Below are 16817 nucleotides of genomic sequence, written 5' to 3'. Positions count from 1 at the left end.
CAAGCGACTCACTTAACCCGCAAGAGCTTCCGTAAAGCTCACCAGTTCATTAATCTTTTCTTTGGCCATTCCGCTATAAATTGCATCTTGAGCCATTTCCACACCCAGCGTTAAGTCCGTCGCTAAGTTGGCCGCATAAATCGCCGCCCCCGCATTCAAAGCAATGATGTCTGCTGCCTTGTTGCCCGCTTCGGTTTCTCTGGCACCTAAAGCATCTTTGATCAGCGATAGGCTTTGTTCAGCCGACTCAACCACCAGCCCTTCCAACGACTGACGTTGAACTCCGAAATCCTCTGGTTTGATAACGTATTCTTTAATCTCACCCTGGTGTAATTCAGCCACCGTAGTTTCTGCCGCAATGGATATTTCATCCAAACCGTCATTTGAATGAACGATCAACACATGCTCACTGCCCAGGTTTTTCAGCACTTCAGCAAGTGGTCGGCACAATCCCTTATTGAATACGCCTATCACCTGATTTTTAACGCCGGCAGGGTTGGTCAGTGGGCCTAACATATTGAAAATAGTTCGCATGGCCATTTCTTTACGAGGACCAATCGCATGCTTCATCGCACCATGATGCGCCGGGGCAAACATAAAACCAACCCCGATTTCTTCCACTGCACGACCCACTTGCTCAGGCGTCAATGTTAAATTCACACCCACAGCTTCCAGTACATCGGCGCTGCCGGTAGTACTGGAAACACTGCGATTACCATGTTTGGCCACCTGGCCGCCCGCTGCCGCAACCACAAACGCAGAGGCAGTTGAAACATTAAACAAATTAGAACCGTCACCGCCTGTGCCACAAGTATCCACCATATGGTCACCTGTAACCTGAACACCAGAAGCCAAATCACGCATGACCATCGCTGCACCCGTGATTTCTTCGATGGTTTCACCCTTCATTCGAAGTCCCATCAATAAAGCACCAATTTGTGCATCTGTGGCCTGACCGGTCATCACCTGAGTCATGACGGCTTTCATATCTTCGGTGGACAAATCCACACGCTCTGCAACTAAAGACAATGCTTGCTGTATGTTCATGTTGATCCCTTTATTTCACCCGAGACGAGCGAGTTATTCTTAGAATTAGACAAAAAGTTTTTAAGCATATCATGACCCTGTTGGGTCAAAATTGATTCAGGGTGAAACTGAACCCCTTCCACACTCAGTGTTTTATGTCGGACGCCCATAATTTCAGCCACTGAGCCATCATCATTGGCGGTCCAAGCCGTGACTTCCAAACAATCTGGCAACTGGTCTTGATCAATCACCAACGAATGATAGCGGGTCGCTTCGAAGGGCAAATTCAACCCCAAAAACACCCCCTCATTCTGATGGTAAATCATGGACGTTTTACCATGCATAACTTCCTTGGCCCGGACCACCTTACCGTCAAAAGCCTGAGCAATGCTCTGATGACCCAAACAAATACCAAGAATGGGCAATTTTCCTGCAAAATACCGTATGGCTTCCACGGATATGCCTGCTTCCTGGGGAGTACAGGGGCCAGGGGAAATCACCAAATATTCCGGATTGAGCTTTTCTATCTCAGAAACGGTAATTTCGTCATTACGATACACAGCCACTTCAACGCCAAGCTCACCAAAATACTGAACCACGTTGTAAGTAAACGAATCGTAATTATCAATCATAACCAACATGAGGCCGCTCCAACGCTGGTCGATGCCTTTAAGCCGTGCATCCAGTTACCCTTCAAGTGCGGCGCCTTGTTTTAACGGTTGCGACATCAATTGCTGCACTTCATTCAGCGAATCGCATAACAAATCCGGCAATTCTTCAGCAACCGGCCGACCGTGATTGTAGCCATAGCTCACGGCAACAGAGGTACAGCCTGCGTTTTTGGCCGCAGCCACATCAGACATAGAATCGCCAATCATCCAACAGTCCGCAGGGTTGACCTTCATTTTATCCGCCGCGTATCTCAACGGCAGTGCAGAAGGTTTTCGTTCTGGCAGGGTGTCCCCGCCCACAATCACCTTAAATTTGGACGTCAAAGCCAGCCCGTTCAAAATAAGACGGGTAAATGCTTCCGGTTTGTTGGTAATCAAAGCCAGAGGAATTTGTTGCATTGAGCAATACGCCAACAATTCCTCAGCACCCGGATATAAACCTTTGGCTTTTTGACAGCACGCACCGTAAACCCGGTCAAACACAGTTCGGGCCTGTGTATACTCCACCAACGCTTGTGACGTTGAAAGATCTGGCTGAGCAAAAATTAATGCCCGCTCAATCAGTTTCTGAGCGCCATTGCCAATCCAGCCTGAAACACGGTCAAAGCCTGCCACAGGCAAATTGAGTTCGATCAGCATTTGATCAACGGCCACAGTCAAATCGGCAGCACTGTCAATCAAAGTACCATCAAGATCAAAAAAAATGGCTTTAGGCAATGGTCGCATTGGCTTTCGCTAACTCTTCGCGCATGGTATCAATCACAAATTTGTATGAATCCGCACCAAAAATGGCAGAGCCCGCCACAAAAGTGTCTGCACCCGCTGCTGCGATTTCGCGGATATTCTTGGTGTTTACGCCACCATCAATTTCTAGGCGAATATCCAAGCCTGACTCATCAATCTTTTTACGTGCTTCTCTCAATTTATCCAGCGTCCCCGGAATGAACTTCTGCCCGCCAAACCCTGGGTTCACGGACATCAACAACACCATATCCAGTTTATCCATCACGTAATCCATGTGATGCAATGGGGTCGCAGGATTAAACACCAAACCGGCTTTACAGCCTGCGCTTTTAATCAACTGCAAAGAGCGATCAATGTGATCGGAGCCTTCCGGATGAAAAGTAATGTAGCTTGCACCAGCTTCCAGGAAGTCACCAATGATTCGATCCACCGGCTTCACCATTAAATGAACATCAATCGGTGCTGTCACCCCATAGTCACGAAGTGCCTTACAGACCATAGGACCGATCGTAAGATTCGGCACATAATGATTGTCCATCACATCGAAATGAACGATGTCTGCTCCCGCCTCCAAAACCGCATCAACGTCTGCGCCTAAACGTGCAAAATCCGCAGACAAAATGGATGGAGCAATCTTAAAAGACTTCATGACAAAACCTCATTGATAAATATTAGTGGCGCATTTTACCTCAGGCGATGTTTGCTTTCAGCTTTTAAAAAAACAATATTCAAACGAAGTCAATCAAAGCGGCCTGAATCTTGTATAAAAACTAATTTCCACCGATTCGTCAAAAAACAGACTATGAAATCAAACACATTAATCCATCGTATCGTTTTGTCCGTGCTCCTGGGGCTGTTCTCAATACATATTCCCTTTGCCCTCGCGGAAGAAGAAACACAGGAATCAGCACCAACCGAAAACAGCGAAAACTCACCAGAAACAGAAGAAGGCACCGAAGGCTCAGCGGAAGGAAACGAGGAAGCCGCACCAAAGATTTCACTCACCGCCAAAGAGTGGCTTGAATTGAAAAGGCCCAAGTCCCAAGCAGAAAGCAGCAGAATAAAATTACTGCTCACCGAAATCGATGAGCGGGAGCTCCTGAAACTGAACACCAGCGAAGAAGAGTTTATTGGTTTATTTTCAGAACAAAATACCGCCCAACCCCTCGGCGGCATTTTAATTTTGCACGATTCCGGCCTCCACCCAAACGAGCAGTCTTTCATCGCGCCGCTGAGGAAACGCCTGCCTGACTATGGCTGGAATACATTAGCCATCGCCATTCCAGACGCAGAAACCACGCCACTGCCAGATCGAAAGTGGCCGAGTTACCCGGCTGATTTCACCCTTAACCCGACAACAGAAGAGTTAGAATCCGGGCCTGAAGACGAAGACTCCGAACAAGCCACCGAAGGAGAGGACACAGCGACCAAGGAAACGCCTGAAGAAACAACAGAAGAAACAAACAAAACACAGGAAGCGTCATCAGAAACCAAAACCGGCGAGGACAGTGCCGAACAAGAGACAGCCGCGCCAGGCCAGACCCCGCAGGAGCGAACCATGGCCAGAATTGAAGCCGCCGTTCAAGAACTTAAAAATCGAGGTCAGTTGAACTTAGTGATCATCGGACAAGGTGTTGGCGCCAGTTGGGCCATCAGCTATTTAGACTCTTCATCCAGTCAGGAAATGTTCACTTTGGTGGTGGTTGACCCTGAACTTCCCCCGGTGGAAAACGATAAAAATTACATCAACGACCGACTGGCTAAGTTTGTGGAAATTCCCATCCTGGACATCGTCAGTGACGCCAGTGCATACGCCAAGCAACAAGCAAAAGAACGTAAAAACACGGCCCAACGAAAGTTACTGACAGCTTACCAACAGCTCTCTACCCGCGCTACGCTGGATTCCGACGTCCATCACCACCGGATCGTCAAACGTATTCGAGGTTGGCTGGCCCAAAATGCTCCGGGAGAAGAGCAACCCATTCAATAAATCGCCCTACTTGTGACTGCCGTTTCGCGAAGCCAATATGGTGTTGTAAGCTTCCTGAATAGTTTGTGACTGCGCTGTTGCAGCCTGAACCATCTCATCGGTAGCGCCCGCACTTTGTAACTTATCCGGGTGATGGGCCGACATGGCCCGTCGATAAGCCAGTTTGAGTTCTTGCTCTGTGCAGCCAGACGCGACACCTAAAATGGAATATTGCGTCTCCAGCGACTTAGCAACCTTGGTCGGTTGATACAGACTCGCTTTTACTTGCTTCAGAATAGTATTCGCAGCCCGCGCGGAAAACCCCAAACGTTTGGCAATATGAAGGAAAGCCTTCCCGGTACCCGATGCCAGGTTGCCATCTGCGATCACAATGCGGGCTTGAATTTCAAGAAAAATGCGAAGTAACCCTCGGTGTTTTTTCGCCACAGACGACAAGGGGTCCAATATCGCGTTCAACTGGAAATCGGGCTGTTTACCTTCACTGAATAAGCGAATGGCATCTTTACGCGCCCGTTCGTCGAGCCGAAACGAATCAAACACAGCTTCCGCCATGTCAATTTCCCGTTTGCTCACGGCACCGTCGGCTTTGGCCAGGTAGCCCATCATCAAAAAAGTCGATTGATGTAATAAATGCCGGAAGGCCTCATTGTCTCGCGCGAAATAACATCGGTATTTGGTCAGCGGATCTCGTGCCTTTTCCAACCAAACACCGAACACATAACCGAGCAACGACCCTATGATCAAAGCAACCACCCCGAAGGTGTTGCCCATCAGTCCCCCGATAATAAGACCGAACCACTTGATCATTTATGTCTCATCATTGACAAGCGAGCCAGCGATACGGTCCTCCAAGGCAATTAAACGCTCGGGTGTACCAACGTCCAACCAATAACCAGGATACACAGAAGCAGAAAGCAAGGATTGATTCGCCCAGGATCTGAGCATTGGGCCAAGTGCACCGCTGTCTCGGCTCAGGGATCGGAACAGTTGAGGTTTGAAGACACTTAAGCCACTGAAGGTGTAGTGATCATTGCTCTCTGACTTATTTCGCAATACAGAGGACTCCACTGCGAAGTCACCGGCCGGGTTGTGCACGGGATTATTGACCAGCACCAATTCGCCCAGCCGATCCGAAACGATAAGGGCCTCAGCAGCCTGCACCAGTAACCGATAATCAAAATCCGTCCAGACGTCACCATTCACAACAATAAAAGGCCGCTCTCCTAACTGCGGCAAAGCATTCACAATCCCCCCAGCCGTTTCCAACGGTTCTTGCCCTTCATTCACGCAGTAAATATCAAGGCCATCGTCCGGACGCTGATGAATATAGGCCTCCACTTTTTCAGCCAGATACGCGCAATTCACCACAACATGGGTCACACCCGCCCGTTTCAGTTTTCTCAAATGATGCTCAATCAAAGGCAAGCCAGCCACTTTCAATAAGGGCTTAGGACAGTCATCCGTTAACGGTCGCATTCGGGTGCCTTTGCCTGCGGCTAAAATCATGGCATAAACCGATGAATCAGAAGGTTGGTTTATCATCTAGTGGGACGTCTCACTTACTAATTTTGCTTTCAATGCCGGTTGGATCGTTTCATTCCACAATTCAACAACCCCCTCAGGCCACAGATCCAGATTATGAGCGATCACGTCATCCACATGTTTTATCACCAACGGTAAATCGGATAAATACTGCTGTTTGCCATCCCGAAGGGCCAACCGACAAAATATTCCCAGTATTTTTAAAAGCCGCTGCATCGCTGTCTGCGCCACCCAGGACTGAAACAACGTAACACCCACTTCGTCACCCAGAATCCCTGACTGCATCAGCTGCTGATAATAGTCGGAAATTAATGCAGCCTGCTGGTCATGTGGCAACTGCCAGTACGCGTCATATACGATCGAAATCAAATCATAACAAACTGGACCTTTGACCATGTCCTGAAAATCAATCATGGCAACATCGTCATCGGTCAGCATCAAGTTCCGGCAATGAAAATCCCGGTGTACCCAGACCTGAGGCTGACACTCAAACCCTTTAGCCAGCAAAGACGCCAGCGTCACCAAGACCTGCTGCTGTTCGCCTGAAAGTTCTAAGCCTAGGAATTGATCAAGACACCAGTGTTCAAACAAACCAAAATCACGCGCTAACAAAGCACCGTCGTAACTTCCGGTTAATGTCAAAAGTGGATCAGGAATCTGCGCCAAACGAATTAAGTCAGTTAATGCACGATGAATAATGGCCTTAGGTTGCCGGTGCACATTCATTTCATAAACGTCGCTGAGCAACGTATCCCCCATATCGGACATCAGCATGTAGCCACGTTCATCATCGAAAGCAAACACCAACGGCGCCATCACCCCAACCTGCTCCAAAGCGGCAGATACCTCTCTGAAGCGTTTGTTACTGTCTACGTCTGAACTCAGGCAAAAAATGAAACTGCGCTTGCCTAGGTGAACTCTGAAATAGGCCCGACTGCTGGCATCCCCCACAACGGAGTTCACTTCCGGCGCCCCTTGTACGGCCAGATACGCCAAACTCTGTTGCAGCCAATCCAAAGCTTCATTTGTCAACATCCAGATCAACCTCTAAATACCCATGGAAATAACGTTTTAAGTCACCTGCGGCAATAAATCCAAAATAATCCGCTCTGCGAATTGGAGCCTGCCGTAATTCAGTATAGAATCTCTGACCAAACAATTTCCAAGCTGGCCATCAAAAGCACTTTATCATCCTTTATATGAAGATTCGAACGAACCATACTCAACCTAGCAAACGTAAGCCAGCACACCCGTGGACTAAGAAGTTTTCTGCTCTGTTTTTATCCGGCTGTGCCACCACCTTCAGTCTTCCGTCCCATGCTCAGGATGATGGGTTTTGTTCGCCCAATCAAACGCTCACACCCAGAGAATTTAACGACATTCTGGCTTATGCTGATCAACTGGGTTGGGTAAAAAAAGAAGATCTGCCCGAAGCATTAAAAGCCAAAGCATCCGACCGGTGCGACGGGTTTTATGTGGGTCGGGGTCTTCAGCAAACACTGAAAAAAGACGCGCCCATTGCCATTGAGGCCGACGCAGCCAAAGGCTCTACACAAGCCAACACCAGCCAGTTTGACGGCAATGTCACCATCACTCAGGAAGGCAATCAAACAACATCAGACTTTGCGTGTTACAACAAAAACACCAACCAGGCATCGTTATTCGGCAACGTCTTAATTGATAACTCGGGCTTAAAACTGCTGGGCGATCAAGCGGAAGTTAACCTGGTGGAAGAAAGCGGATCGGTGTCCAATGCATTATTTGCGGTAGCCGATGCGCACCTCCGGGGCCAATCCAACCACATGGATTTCGATTTCCTGGATGACAGCCAATACGTCGAACTCGACAGCGGCTACATAACGTTTTGCGAGCCCAACAGCAACGCCTGGAAAATGGAAGCCGAAGACATCGAGCTGGACTTCACCGAAGGTTGGGGGGAAGCATCGCACATCAAGCTAAAAGTACAGGATGTACCGGTGCTCTATATTCCCTGGATGAACTTCCCGCTCGATGACCGCAGAAAAACCGGTTTCTTAAGACCTTCTTTCGAGCTTAGCCAAGGTGAAAGTTCGTTAAGTACCCCCTTCTATCTTAACCTGGCTCCGAATTACGACGCGACCATTACGCCAAGGTACTTTGAAAACCGGGGCGCCATGCTGGAAGCGGAATTCCGCTATATGAATGCGTGGAGTGAAAACCGGCTCAACGGTGGTTTTCTTAACGATGACAAAGATTATCCGGAAGAAGACATCCGGGAAATTACCGGTGAATCCACAGGCGAAGACCGCTGGTCGGTGCACTTTGATCACTTAGGCAAAATCAACGACTGGAAAACCGAAGTGGATTTCAACCGGGTCAGCGACGATGACTACAAAGGAGACTTCGATGGCATTTTGACTCGATCCGTTGAAGGTACCGTCGATCAAATCGTGAAAACCAGCTGGGCCGGTGAAAACCTGGCCTTTTCCGGACAATTCCGCAGTTATCAGATCACCGACGAAGACGAAATTTCATCCAATCAGTACAAACAAATGCCGGATTTATTTCTTACCGGCAACTGGTATGAGTTCGGTCCTTGGCAGCCATCGTTTACAGTGAACGCCACCTATTTTGACCGAGCCGCCTCCAATGAAAGCTTATCAGCCGCCGAGCAATCGGTGACCGTCAGCTCGGCGTTTCGAACCAGCTCAGAAATGACTTTAAACTACAATAAACGAAAGTCTTGGGGGTATTTAACGCCCGGCGTCACGGTTTACAACAAGCAATACAAACTTAACGGCTTTGACGAAAACAGCTTTGATTCCGAAAAAGACCTAACCTTACCGGCGGCGCATTTAAGCGGCGGTTTGTTCCTGGAGCGGCCTTTTGAGTTCTTCGGCAATTCATTAACACAAACCCTGGAACCGCAAGTAATGTACAGCTACATCCCGTATCAGGATCAAGGGGACATCCCTGTATTTGATGCGGCCAGGGCGGACTTAACGTTCAACCAACTGTTTGAACCAAATCGCTTTACCGGCGGTGACCGGATTGGCGACACCTCTCAAGTCAGTATGGGTCTGACATCGCGCTTCATCGACAACAACGGCACTCAGTCACTGGTGGCTCGTGCCGGTACCATTCTTTATCTGAAAGACCGGAAAATAGATCTGACCTACAATCACGACGATGTCAAAAGCAACACCGACAACGACTACGACATGTCAAATTACATAGCTGAAATTCGATACAACCCGTTCAAAGCCTGGACGTATCAGTTCGACTTTGAATGGAGTGACCGGCTTGACCAAACAGAGCGCAGCAGTCACGCGCTATTATGGCGTCCAGGGAACGAACACGTAGCCACCGTGCGATACAACGAGAAAAAAGATGGTCTGGCCCCGCGCGAAGAGTTTTTGGAATTTTCCGGCGTTTGGCAAGTCTCACCCTTTTGGAGACTGTTACACCGCTGGGAGTATGACCTCACTTTGGACCGTACTTCGGACGTCCTGAACGGCTTTGAATACAACAGCTGTTGCTGGAGAACCTCTCTGGTCTATCGCCGTTTCTACACGGGCGACGCCGAGGATCGTATTTCAAACGGCATTACTGAACAACGAGATGAGTTTGACAGCGGTATTTTCTTAATGATTGAACTGAAAGGACTGTCTGGCTTCGGCGGATCAAACGATGATCTCCTGACTGAACTCATTGAAGGCATTAACCAACGGACACTTTATGATTACTAAGCTATTTACTTCGCCCATCAAACAGGGACTTATCGCTTCCGTATTATTATGTGGCTTAACGTCTGCTCCCTCCTGGGCGGCAAAGCAATCACTGGATCGAGTGGCAGCCCAGATTAACAATGACATCATCATGGAGAGTGAAGTAAAAGAACGCATTGACGTGGTCAAGCTACAGATTCTTGACGCCGGCAGGCCTTTGCCTCCCGAGCACGTCTTAACCCAGCAAATCATTGAGCAATTAGTCCTTGAAGAACTTCAGCTTCAGTTAGCACAGCGGGCCGGGATTCGAATCAGTGACCAGGAACTCAACCAGTCCGTTGCGAACATCGCTCAGAAAAGTGGCATGACCATAGAGCAATTCAAAACCGCTCTGGAAGAAGAAGGCACCAACTACGCCAGCGCTCGTGCTCAAATCAAGCGTGAAATGATCATTTCCCGCGTTCGCCAAAACCAGGTTAACCGTCGAATTAAAATTACCGATCAGGAAGTAAAAGCCTTTTTGGAGTCCGACGAAGGCAAAGAAAAGATTTCACCCGAGTACCAGATCGCGCACATCACAATCCCTGTTTCAGCAAGCGCTGCTCCGGAAGTGGTTGCAGAAAAGCGTAAAGAAGCCATTAAAGTAATGAACTTCTGGAAAAAAGAAGGCAACAGCTTTGAAACTGCAACCAAAAAGTTTAGCCAGTATCAGGCAGGCCGATCCGATTGGGCAAAAATTCAAAACATCCCGAGTTTGTTTGATGAACCTTTATCCAATCTGGAAAAAGGTGAATTCAGTCAGCTGATCAAAAGTGACATTGGCTTTCACGTTTTAAAGTTACTTGATAAGCGCGGCGGAGATAACTTCATCATCAATAAAACCCATGTGCGTCATATTCTGATCAAACCCAACATCATTCGTGACACCAACCAGGCAAGGTTGATCGCGGAAGATCTTTACCAGCAGATTATGGACGGCGCCGATTTTGCCAATTTAGCCCGCTCTAAGACTGACGATACGGGTTCGGCCGTGAACGGTGGCGACTTAGGCTGGATGAGCGGTGAAGAACTGGTGCCAAGCTTCGCAAAAACCATGAACAACACGGCCATTGATGAAGTCAGTAAACCTTTTGAAAGCCAATTCGGCTGGCACATACTCCAAGTCTTAGGCCGGAAGGACGAAAACATGGCGTCTCAGTACCAAAAAGCCATTGCTAAAAACTACCTCCGTAAACGAAAGTTTCAGGACGAATTGCAAAACTGGCTGCAAGAACTGAAAGACGACGCCTACACAGAAATAAAACTTTAAGGAGCCCTTGCGGATGATCAACTTAGCCATTACCACCGGTGAACCGGCAGGCATCGGACCTGAATTATCCGCTCAGCTCCCTTTTGACGCTTTGTTTGACAAATATCCTGAATTATCACTGACTTTGGTGGGTGATCAGGACTGGTTATTAAATCAGGCAAACATAGACACTGAGCACTACTCTGGCCGCTTGAAGTTCCACCATATCGGGTTGAATACCAAGGCCGAATACGGCGTGCTCAATTCAGCCAATGCCCAGTATGTATTGGACACACTAACCCACGCTGCCAACCTCTGCCTCTCTGGTGAGTACGACGGAATGGTCACAGCGCCTGTTCAAAAAAGCGTGATCAACGATGCTGGCATTGCCTTTTCCGGTCACACCGAGTTTCTTGAAGCGCTGACCAAAAGCAAGAAAGTGGTCATGATGCTCGCAACGGAAGGATTGAAAGTCACTTTAGCAACCACCCACGTGCCGTTGAGAGACGTAGCCGATCAGATCACACCCGAGCTGCTGACCGAAATCATCTCAATCACCAATCAGGATTTAAAACAGTTCTTTGGCATTGAACAACCACACATCTACGTCTGTGGTTTGAACCCACACGCCGGTGAAAGCGGTCACATGGGGCGTGAAGAAATCGAAATCATCGAGCCAACGTTAGAACAGCTCAGACAAGCCGGCATTCGCTTAACCGGACCGTTACCCGCCGATACATTGTTTACCGATAAGTATCTAAAAAATGCCGATGCGGTTCTGGCGATGTATCACGATCAGGGCCTTCCTGTGTTAAAGTACAAAGGTTTCGGGAACGCTGCGAATATTACCCTGGGTTTGCCTATCATTCGAACTTCAGTGGATCACGGTACTGCTCTGGATTTAGCAGGCAAAGGCCTGGCCGATAACGGCAGCCTGCTGACCGCCATTGATTACGGTTATAAAATGGCCATGGCCCGCAGACACACAAAAGCCTCTGCATAGACTCCCGGCTCAACTTTTTTCTTGGTATTTAGGATTTTTACATGTCGTCAGATCATCAGCATCGCGCTCGAAAGCGCTTTGGCCAAAACTTTCTTCATGACCACCACGTGATTGATAACATTCTGGCCGCCGTCGCAGCAAAACCTGGTGATAACGTGGTTGAAATTGGCCCCGGACAAGGCGCCATTACCGAAGGCGTACTAAAAGCCACTGAAGGCAAACTGAACGTGGTCGAGCTGGATCGGGATCTGATTCCAATATTAGAATCCAAATTTAATCATTATCCGGATTTCAAGATACACCAAGGCGATGCACTGCAATACGACTTTGGCGAGCTGGTAAAAGGCACGCCGTTAAAAGTCGTTGGCAACTTGCCTTACAACATTTCAACACCACTGATTTTCCATTTGCTCAGCTACCACGAACACATCAAAGATATGCACTTCATGCTGCAAAAAGAGGTCGTCAACCGCCTTGGCGCAGGCCCGAGAGACAGCAACTATGGCCGCCTCAGCATCATGGTTCAGTATTACTGTCAGGTTCAGCCGCTGTTTGTGGTCAAACCCGGCTCTTTCCACCCGGTCCCCAAAGTAGACTCTGCGGTGGTCAGAATGGTGCCCTATCAAACGCTGCCTTTTCCGGCCAAAAACATTAAAACACTGGAGAAAGTGGTTCGACAAGCTTTCAGCATGCGCCGTAAAACACTCCGAAACACGCTGAAAGGAACTGTCACCAGCGAGCAACTTGAAGCGCTGGGAATCGACCCGTCTGCCCGCCCGGAAACCCTGACGGTTGAACAATACGTAAAGATCAGTGACGCTGTCTCATGAGCAACTTCAATCAAAAGCCCCAGGCAAATAACGTTCACACAGAAAGCGGCATTGAGATCTGGGTGGATACCGAATACCTTCCGGAACGCTCTGAGCCTCAGAAAGAACGCTACATTTTTTCTTACACTGTGACCATTAAAAACAAAGGGACGCAAACCACCCAGTTACTCTCCCGTTATTGGCACATCATGGACGCCAATGAACAGATACACGAAGTAGAAGGCGTCGGTGTGGTTGGCAAACAACCCACCCTGGCGCCCGGCCAGCATTTCTCTTACACCAGCGGAACCTCATTAGCGACACCTGTGGGGAGTATGCAAGGCCACTATGTTATGAAGAGTGCTGACGGCGATGAATTTAACGTCACCATCGCCCCCTTCCGTTTGTCCAACCCTTCATTAATTCACTAATAAATTTGCTATGAGCACTTACGCCATTGGGGATATTCAGGGCTGTTACGACGAACTTCAAAGCCTACTGGAGTTAATTGCCTTTGATCCGGCATCAGACACACTCTGGCTGGCCGGTGACTTAGTGAACCGGGGGCCCAAGTCTCTTGAAACACTGAGATTTATTAAGTCACTTGGTTCGTCAGCAATCACGGTGTTGGGCAATCACGATTTACACCTGGCCGCGTGTGCCCATGGCATCAAAAAAGCGAAAGGCTCCATTGTTGACATCCTGAATGCCCATGACTGTGACGAACTGATCGATTGGCTTTGCCATCAGCCACTTGTTCACCATTGTAAACAACTCAAGTTCACTATGGTTCACGCTGGTATTCCGCCTATTTGGTCACTCAAAAAAGCACTCAAGTACAGCCGAGAAGTCGAAGACGTTTTACAAAGCGATCAACGACAAACTTTTTTCGACCACATGTATGGCGACACACCCGACCAATGGAGCAAAGAACTGGAAGGTCCGGATCGTTGGCGGCTGATCACCAATTACCTGACTCGCATGCGATTTTGTACCGCTGACGGCACCTTAGAACTAAAAACCAAAGAAACTGCCGACAACTGGCCCGATGGTTTCCAGCCCTGGTTCAGCTTTGAAGAGCGAAAGATGAAAGATAAAAGAATTGTCTTTGGCCATTGGGCAGCCCTTCAGGGCAACACTCAATCCAAGCGAGTTTTTGGCCTAGACACCGGCTGCGTTTGGGGCGGCGCCTTGACAGCAATGCGACTGGAAGACCAACAAATTTTCAGTTTAAGCTGTGCAACCCATAAAACCATCAGCTAAGTTATTACTTAAACACACAGAAAGAGATGATTCATGTTCGAGCGAATTTCCCCTGAAGCTGCAAAAAACCTGTTGGAAAACGAGGAAGCTCGTATTGTCGATATTCGTGACCCTGGCAGCTTTCAACTCTCACACATCCCAGAAGCCACGTTGCTCGATAACAGCAATATTCAAGAACTGATCAGCGCAGCGGACATGTCTAAACCCCTGATTGTTTATTGCTACCACGGCAACTCCAGCCAACCAGCCGCTGCCTACCTTCATGAACAAGGGTTTGAGCGCTGCTACAGCATGGACGGAGGCTTCGAACATTGGCGAGTACTTTATCCGGAGCACACTACCAACAATCAGTAATCCATTAGAAAAAGACAAAAGATTGAAATACAAAAAAGGCAGCGATGAAGCTGCCTTTTTAATGTCAGTAAAACAGTATTTAAGTAATCACGTCAGGTTCACTGCGCCCCGTTAATTCCTCTACCTTGGCAATGATCAGGGCCACTTCCGCCAAAGACTTCGTCACTGACGCTGCATCCCCGGTCAGGTCACCATCGGCGGCCGTATATTGCTCCAGATAGACCCGAAGCGTTGCCCCGACCGTCCCAGTGCCCGATAAACGGTACACGACTCTTGAGCCATCGGTAAAATACACCCGAACACCTTGATTCGCACTTACACTGCCATCCACCGGGTCCGAATATGAGAAATTATCAGCCCGCTCAACCCGATACTGCCCAAAATCCTGACCGGCTAAAGAAGTCAGACTTTCATTCAACGCCGCCATCAAATGATTCGCACTGTCACTGTTGATGCCTTCAAAGTCGTATCGACAATAGTAAGACCGACCATAACGGGCCCAGTGATTGGCCATAATCTCAGAAACAGGTAATTTCAAACTGTTTACAATGGTCAACCAAGCCAATACGGCCCACAAACCATCTTTTTCTCGGACGTGATCCGAACCGGTGCCGAAAGACTCTTCTCCGCAGAGCTGAATGCGTTCATCATCGAGCAAGTTACCAAAGAACTTCCAACCCGTCGGGGTTTCATAACAATCAATGCCAAAAGAGGCTGCGACCCTGTCCACTGCGGTACTGGTAGGCATAGAACGAGCGACGCCGGAAATACCCTCTGCAAACTGAGGCAACAAACGATGGTGCTCCAGAATGACAGCCAAGCTGTCGCTCGGCGAGACAAACTGATTTTTACCCAGAATGATGTTTCGATCACCATCGCCGTCCGAAGCGGCACCTAACACTGGCGCCTCGTCCTCTGACATTTTGGCCACCAATTCAGCCGCATGCACAAGATTAGGGTCTGGGTGACCGCCACCAAAATCAAACTTTGGATAGGCATTAAACACCGATGTTTTATCCGCCCCCAACACATCCACCAGCAATTGACGTGCATATGGGCCTGTCACGGCATGCATCGCATCAAACAATATCGACAACGTTCCGGACTCAAACCCTTGCATTAACGATTCAAAATTAAACAAACTGGCCATGTGGTGAACATAGTCCACCACGCCATCACGAATGATTAATTCCGTTTTGTTGAGGTAAATATCTTGAATTTCATTTAAATCAATCTCACCCACATCAGCAGTTTGATAAGCAGAAATCTGTGTTGATTCTTCGTAGACGGCTGCAGTCAGTGATTCCGGAGCTGGCGCACCGTTTGCGCCATTGAATTTAATGCCAAAGTCACCATCCTCACCAGCTGGGTTGTGACTGGCAGAAAGTATGATGCCTGCATCCGCCTGATACTTACGAATCCAATGCGACGCCGCCGGCGTTGACAAAATACCGCCTTTCGCGATCAACAATTGCGGAATTTCATTGGCAACCGCAATCCGGATAATGGTTTGTATTGCCTCCAGATTAAAATAACGGCCGTCCCCACCCACAACAAGCAAGTGAGGCTTATCTTTCTTAATGACATTCAAAAAGCTTTGTACAAAATTAGCCAGATAATTTTCTTGCTTAAATACGTCCACTTTTTTTCTTAAGCCCGACGTTCCTGGCTTTTGATCTGTATAAGGAACGGTAGAATATTCCTTCACTCCATAATCATGCATGTCAAAAATCCGTCAAAATAATAAAATTAGTGGTAGTCTATCATAGTTATTTGATTCTTAATTATTCTGACGTTTTGTGCGTCAGACAAACTGCAACCACCATACACGTATAAAAATAAACAGGGAGCTCATTTTGGCTAACTTTTTTCACTCAATTGCACTGGGTACGAGCATTATTATAGCGGCTGGTTGCGCATCTCAACCGAGTAATTACAAAACTTACCTGGAAGCCGACCAAAGTTATGCGTATCAAGAGCTAACACATTTTTCCATCGAACCAAAACAATTCGTAGGTAACGCCAGCGATGCTGAGCCAGACATTTACGACGCAGTGCAAAGCGAACTAAAGGCAAAAGGTTATCAATTTACGCAAACCGGTGGCGACTTTGCCGTTGAATTCTATGCTCGTCGTCAGGAAGAGAAGAAAATGGTGGTGCGCCCCGTTCACTCTCCGGTCGGCGATTTTACCGAATACCGTATGGAAGACTTCCTGAAAGGGGCACTGGTAATCCACTTACGGGATTTGAAAACCAACAAAGTGTTTTGGAAAAATACTTACTCAGCTCAATCACAAAAGAAGCTGGAAGGCGCGGCCCTTAAAGAGAAAATCCAACAAGCGGTAAAAAAATTATTTACGCCGTTTCCTCACAAAAACAAGCGTAAATAATTCCTAAAAAGCAGGTAATCTTCTCATGGA

17 protein-coding genes are annotated in these 16817 nt (G+C 48.1%); 9 read left to right on the top strand and 8 right to left on the bottom strand.

From position 1 onward, the window contains the following. Positions 1-12: 12 nt before the first annotated feature. Genes trpD through rpe form a run of 4 tightly spaced genes read right to left on the bottom strand, consistent with a single transcriptional unit; the run spans position 13 to position 3090 of the window. Positions 13-1047 (bottom strand): anthranilate phosphoribosyltransferase, encoded by a 1035-nt coding sequence (trpD, locus tag ABD744_RS00635; RefSeq protein WP_344794386.1) that lies wholly within the window; start codon positions 1045-1047, stop codon positions 13-15. After that, a complete protein-coding gene (locus ABD744_RS00630; RefSeq protein ID WP_344794384.1) occupies positions 1044-1667 on the bottom strand; it encodes an aminodeoxychorismate/anthranilate synthase component II in 624 nt (207 codons plus the stop codon). The genes trpD and ABD744_RS00630 overlap by 4 nt, the downstream gene beginning before the upstream one ends. A gap of 45 nt (positions 1668-1712) precedes the next feature. Then, the gene (locus ABD744_RS00625; protein ID WP_344794382.1) at positions 1713-2423 is read right to left on the bottom strand and encodes a phosphoglycolate phosphatase; all 711 of its coding nucleotides are present in this window, start codon (positions 2421-2423) and stop codon (positions 1713-1715) included. Continuing rightward, positions 2407-3090, bottom strand: coding sequence for a ribulose-phosphate 3-epimerase (gene rpe, locus ABD744_RS00620; RefSeq protein WP_344794380.1), 684 nt, complete (start codon positions 3088-3090; stop codon positions 2407-2409). Before rpe ends, ABD744_RS00625 begins: the two co-directional genes overlap by 17 nt. A 153-nt stretch (positions 3091-3243) precedes the next feature. Between rpe and ABD744_RS00615 the strand changes: the two genes are divergently transcribed. After that, the gene (locus tag ABD744_RS00615; protein ID WP_344794378.1) at positions 3244-4431 is read left to right on the top strand and encodes a DUF3530 family protein; all 1188 of its coding nucleotides are present in this window, start codon (positions 3244-3246) and stop codon (positions 4429-4431) included. Between the two features lie 6 nt (positions 4432-4437). Here the strand turns inward: ABD744_RS00615 and djlA are convergent, their stop codons facing one another. Genes djlA through ABD744_RS00600 form a run of 3 tightly spaced genes read right to left on the bottom strand, consistent with a single transcriptional unit; the run spans position 4438 to position 7008 of the window. Beyond that, positions 4438-5238, bottom strand: a complete 801-nt coding sequence (gene djlA / locus ABD744_RS00610) for a co-chaperone DjlA (protein WP_344794376.1) — start codon at positions 5236-5238, stop codon at positions 4438-4440. Continuing rightward, complete coding sequence (gene murU / locus ABD744_RS00605) at positions 5239-5973, bottom strand: N-acetylmuramate alpha-1-phosphate uridylyltransferase MurU (protein ID WP_344794374.1); 735 nt, start codon at positions 5971-5973, stop codon at positions 5239-5241. It abuts the gene before it with no gap. Further along, on the bottom strand, positions 5974-7008 hold the full coding sequence (locus ABD744_RS00600; protein WP_344794372.1) for an aminoglycoside phosphotransferase family protein: 1035 nt from the start codon (positions 7006-7008) through the stop codon (positions 5974-5976). A 164-nt stretch (positions 7009-7172) separates the two neighbouring features. On the opposite strand from ABD744_RS00600, the gene ABD744_RS00595 reads away from it, so the two are divergent. From ABD744_RS00595 to glpE, 7 genes are read left to right on the top strand one after another with little or no spacing between them, the layout of a single operon-like run. Then, complete coding sequence (locus tag ABD744_RS00595) at positions 7173-9701, top strand: LPS-assembly protein LptD (protein ID WP_344794370.1); 2529 nt, start codon at positions 7173-7175, stop codon at positions 9699-9701. Next, positions 9691-10989, top strand: a complete 1299-nt coding sequence (locus ABD744_RS00590) for a peptidylprolyl isomerase (RefSeq protein ID WP_344794368.1) — start codon at positions 9691-9693, stop codon at positions 10987-10989. Before ABD744_RS00595 ends, ABD744_RS00590 begins: the two co-directional genes overlap by 11 nt. Positions 10990-11002: 13 nt before the next feature. After that, positions 11003-11971: a 4-hydroxythreonine-4-phosphate dehydrogenase PdxA gene (pdxA, locus tag ABD744_RS00585; protein WP_344794366.1), complete on the top strand. Its 969-nt coding sequence runs from the start codon at positions 11003-11005 to the stop codon at positions 11969-11971. Between the two features lie 41 nt (positions 11972-12012). Next, a complete protein-coding gene (rsmA, locus tag ABD744_RS00580; protein ID WP_344794364.1) occupies positions 12013-12801 on the top strand; it encodes a 16S rRNA (adenine(1518)-N(6)/adenine(1519)-N(6))-dimethyltransferase RsmA in 789 nt (262 codons plus the stop codon). Then, entirely contained in the window at positions 12798-13211 is a 414-nt protein-coding gene (gene apaG / locus ABD744_RS00575; RefSeq protein ID WP_344794362.1) for a Co2+/Mg2+ efflux protein ApaG, read from the top strand. The genes rsmA and apaG overlap by 4 nt, the downstream gene beginning before the upstream one ends. Positions 13212-13221: 10 nt before the next feature. Further along, entirely contained in the window at positions 13222-14043 is an 822-nt protein-coding gene (locus tag ABD744_RS00570) for a symmetrical bis(5'-nucleosyl)-tetraphosphatase (RefSeq protein WP_344794360.1), read from the top strand. A 33-nt stretch (positions 14044-14076) separates the two neighbouring features. Beyond that, the gene (glpE, locus tag ABD744_RS00565; RefSeq protein WP_344794358.1) at positions 14077-14397 is read left to right on the top strand and encodes a thiosulfate sulfurtransferase GlpE; all 321 of its coding nucleotides are present in this window, start codon (positions 14077-14079) and stop codon (positions 14395-14397) included. Positions 14398-14476: 79 nt separating this feature from the next. On the opposite strand, the gene ABD744_RS00560 is transcribed toward glpE, so the two are convergent. Next, positions 14477-16120, bottom strand: a complete 1644-nt coding sequence (locus ABD744_RS00560; protein ID WP_344794356.1) for an alpha-D-glucose phosphate-specific phosphoglucomutase — start codon at positions 16118-16120, stop codon at positions 14477-14479. Between the two features lie 133 nt (positions 16121-16253). Here ABD744_RS00560 and ABD744_RS00555 point away from each other — a divergent pair, with 133 nt between their 5' ends. Continuing rightward, complete coding sequence (locus ABD744_RS00555) at positions 16254-16787, top strand: DUF4136 domain-containing protein (RefSeq protein ID WP_344794354.1); 534 nt, start codon at positions 16254-16256, stop codon at positions 16785-16787. Positions 16788-16817 lie beyond the last annotated feature (30 nt).

This window comes from Litoribacillus peritrichatus (assembly GCF_039537985.1).
GTDB classification, from domain to species: Bacteria; Pseudomonadota; Gammaproteobacteria; order Pseudomonadales; family Litoribrevibacteraceae; genus Litoribacillus; species Litoribacillus peritrichatus.
Note: the sequence above shows the minus strand (reverse complement) of the source record. Positions and strands in the feature narration are given on the sequence as shown.

Bases quoted from the DNA above. Each gene is read 5' to 3' on its own strand.
- trpD (WP_344794386.1), bottom strand. From the start codon at position 1,047: ATGAACATACAGCAAGCATTGTCTTTAGTTGCAGAGCGTGTGGATTTG.
- ABD744_RS00630 (WP_344794384.1), bottom strand. From the start codon at position 1,667: ATGTTGGTTATGATTGATAATTACGATTCGTTTACTTACAACGTGGTT.
- ABD744_RS00625 (WP_344794382.1), bottom strand. From the start codon at position 2,423: ATGCGACCATTGCCTAAAGCCATTTTTTTTGATCTTGATGGTACTTTG.
- rpe (WP_344794380.1), bottom strand. From the start codon at position 3,090: ATGAAGTCTTTTAAGATTGCTCCATCCATTTTGTCTGCGGATTTTGCA.
- ABD744_RS00615 (WP_344794378.1), top strand. From the start codon at position 3,244: ATGAAATCAAACACATTAATCCATCGTATCGTTTTGTCCGTGCTCCTG.
- djlA (WP_344794376.1), bottom strand. From the start codon at position 5,238: ATGATCAAGTGGTTCGGTCTTATTATCGGGGGACTGATGGGCAACACC.
- murU (WP_344794374.1), bottom strand. From the start codon at position 5,973: ATGATAAACCAACCTTCTGATTCATCGGTTTATGCCATGATTTTAGCC.
- ABD744_RS00600 (WP_344794372.1), bottom strand. From the start codon at position 7,008: ATGTTGACAAATGAAGCTTTGGATTGGCTGCAACAGAGTTTGGCGTAT.
- ABD744_RS00595 (WP_344794370.1), top strand. From the start codon at position 7,173: ATGAAGATTCGAACGAACCATACTCAACCTAGCAAACGTAAGCCAGCA.
- ABD744_RS00590 (WP_344794368.1), top strand. From the start codon at position 9,691: ATGATTACTAAGCTATTTACTTCGCCCATCAAACAGGGACTTATCGCT.
- pdxA (WP_344794366.1), top strand. From the start codon at position 11,003: ATGATCAACTTAGCCATTACCACCGGTGAACCGGCAGGCATCGGACCT.
- rsmA (WP_344794364.1), top strand. From the start codon at position 12,013: ATGTCGTCAGATCATCAGCATCGCGCTCGAAAGCGCTTTGGCCAAAAC.
- apaG (WP_344794362.1), top strand. From the start codon at position 12,798: ATGAGCAACTTCAATCAAAAGCCCCAGGCAAATAACGTTCACACAGAA.
- ABD744_RS00570 (WP_344794360.1), top strand. From the start codon at position 13,222: ATGAGCACTTACGCCATTGGGGATATTCAGGGCTGTTACGACGAACTT.
- glpE (WP_344794358.1), top strand. From the start codon at position 14,077: ATGTTCGAGCGAATTTCCCCTGAAGCTGCAAAAAACCTGTTGGAAAAC.
- ABD744_RS00560 (WP_344794356.1), bottom strand. From the start codon at position 16,120: ATGCATGATTATGGAGTGAAGGAATATTCTACCGTTCCTTATACAGAT.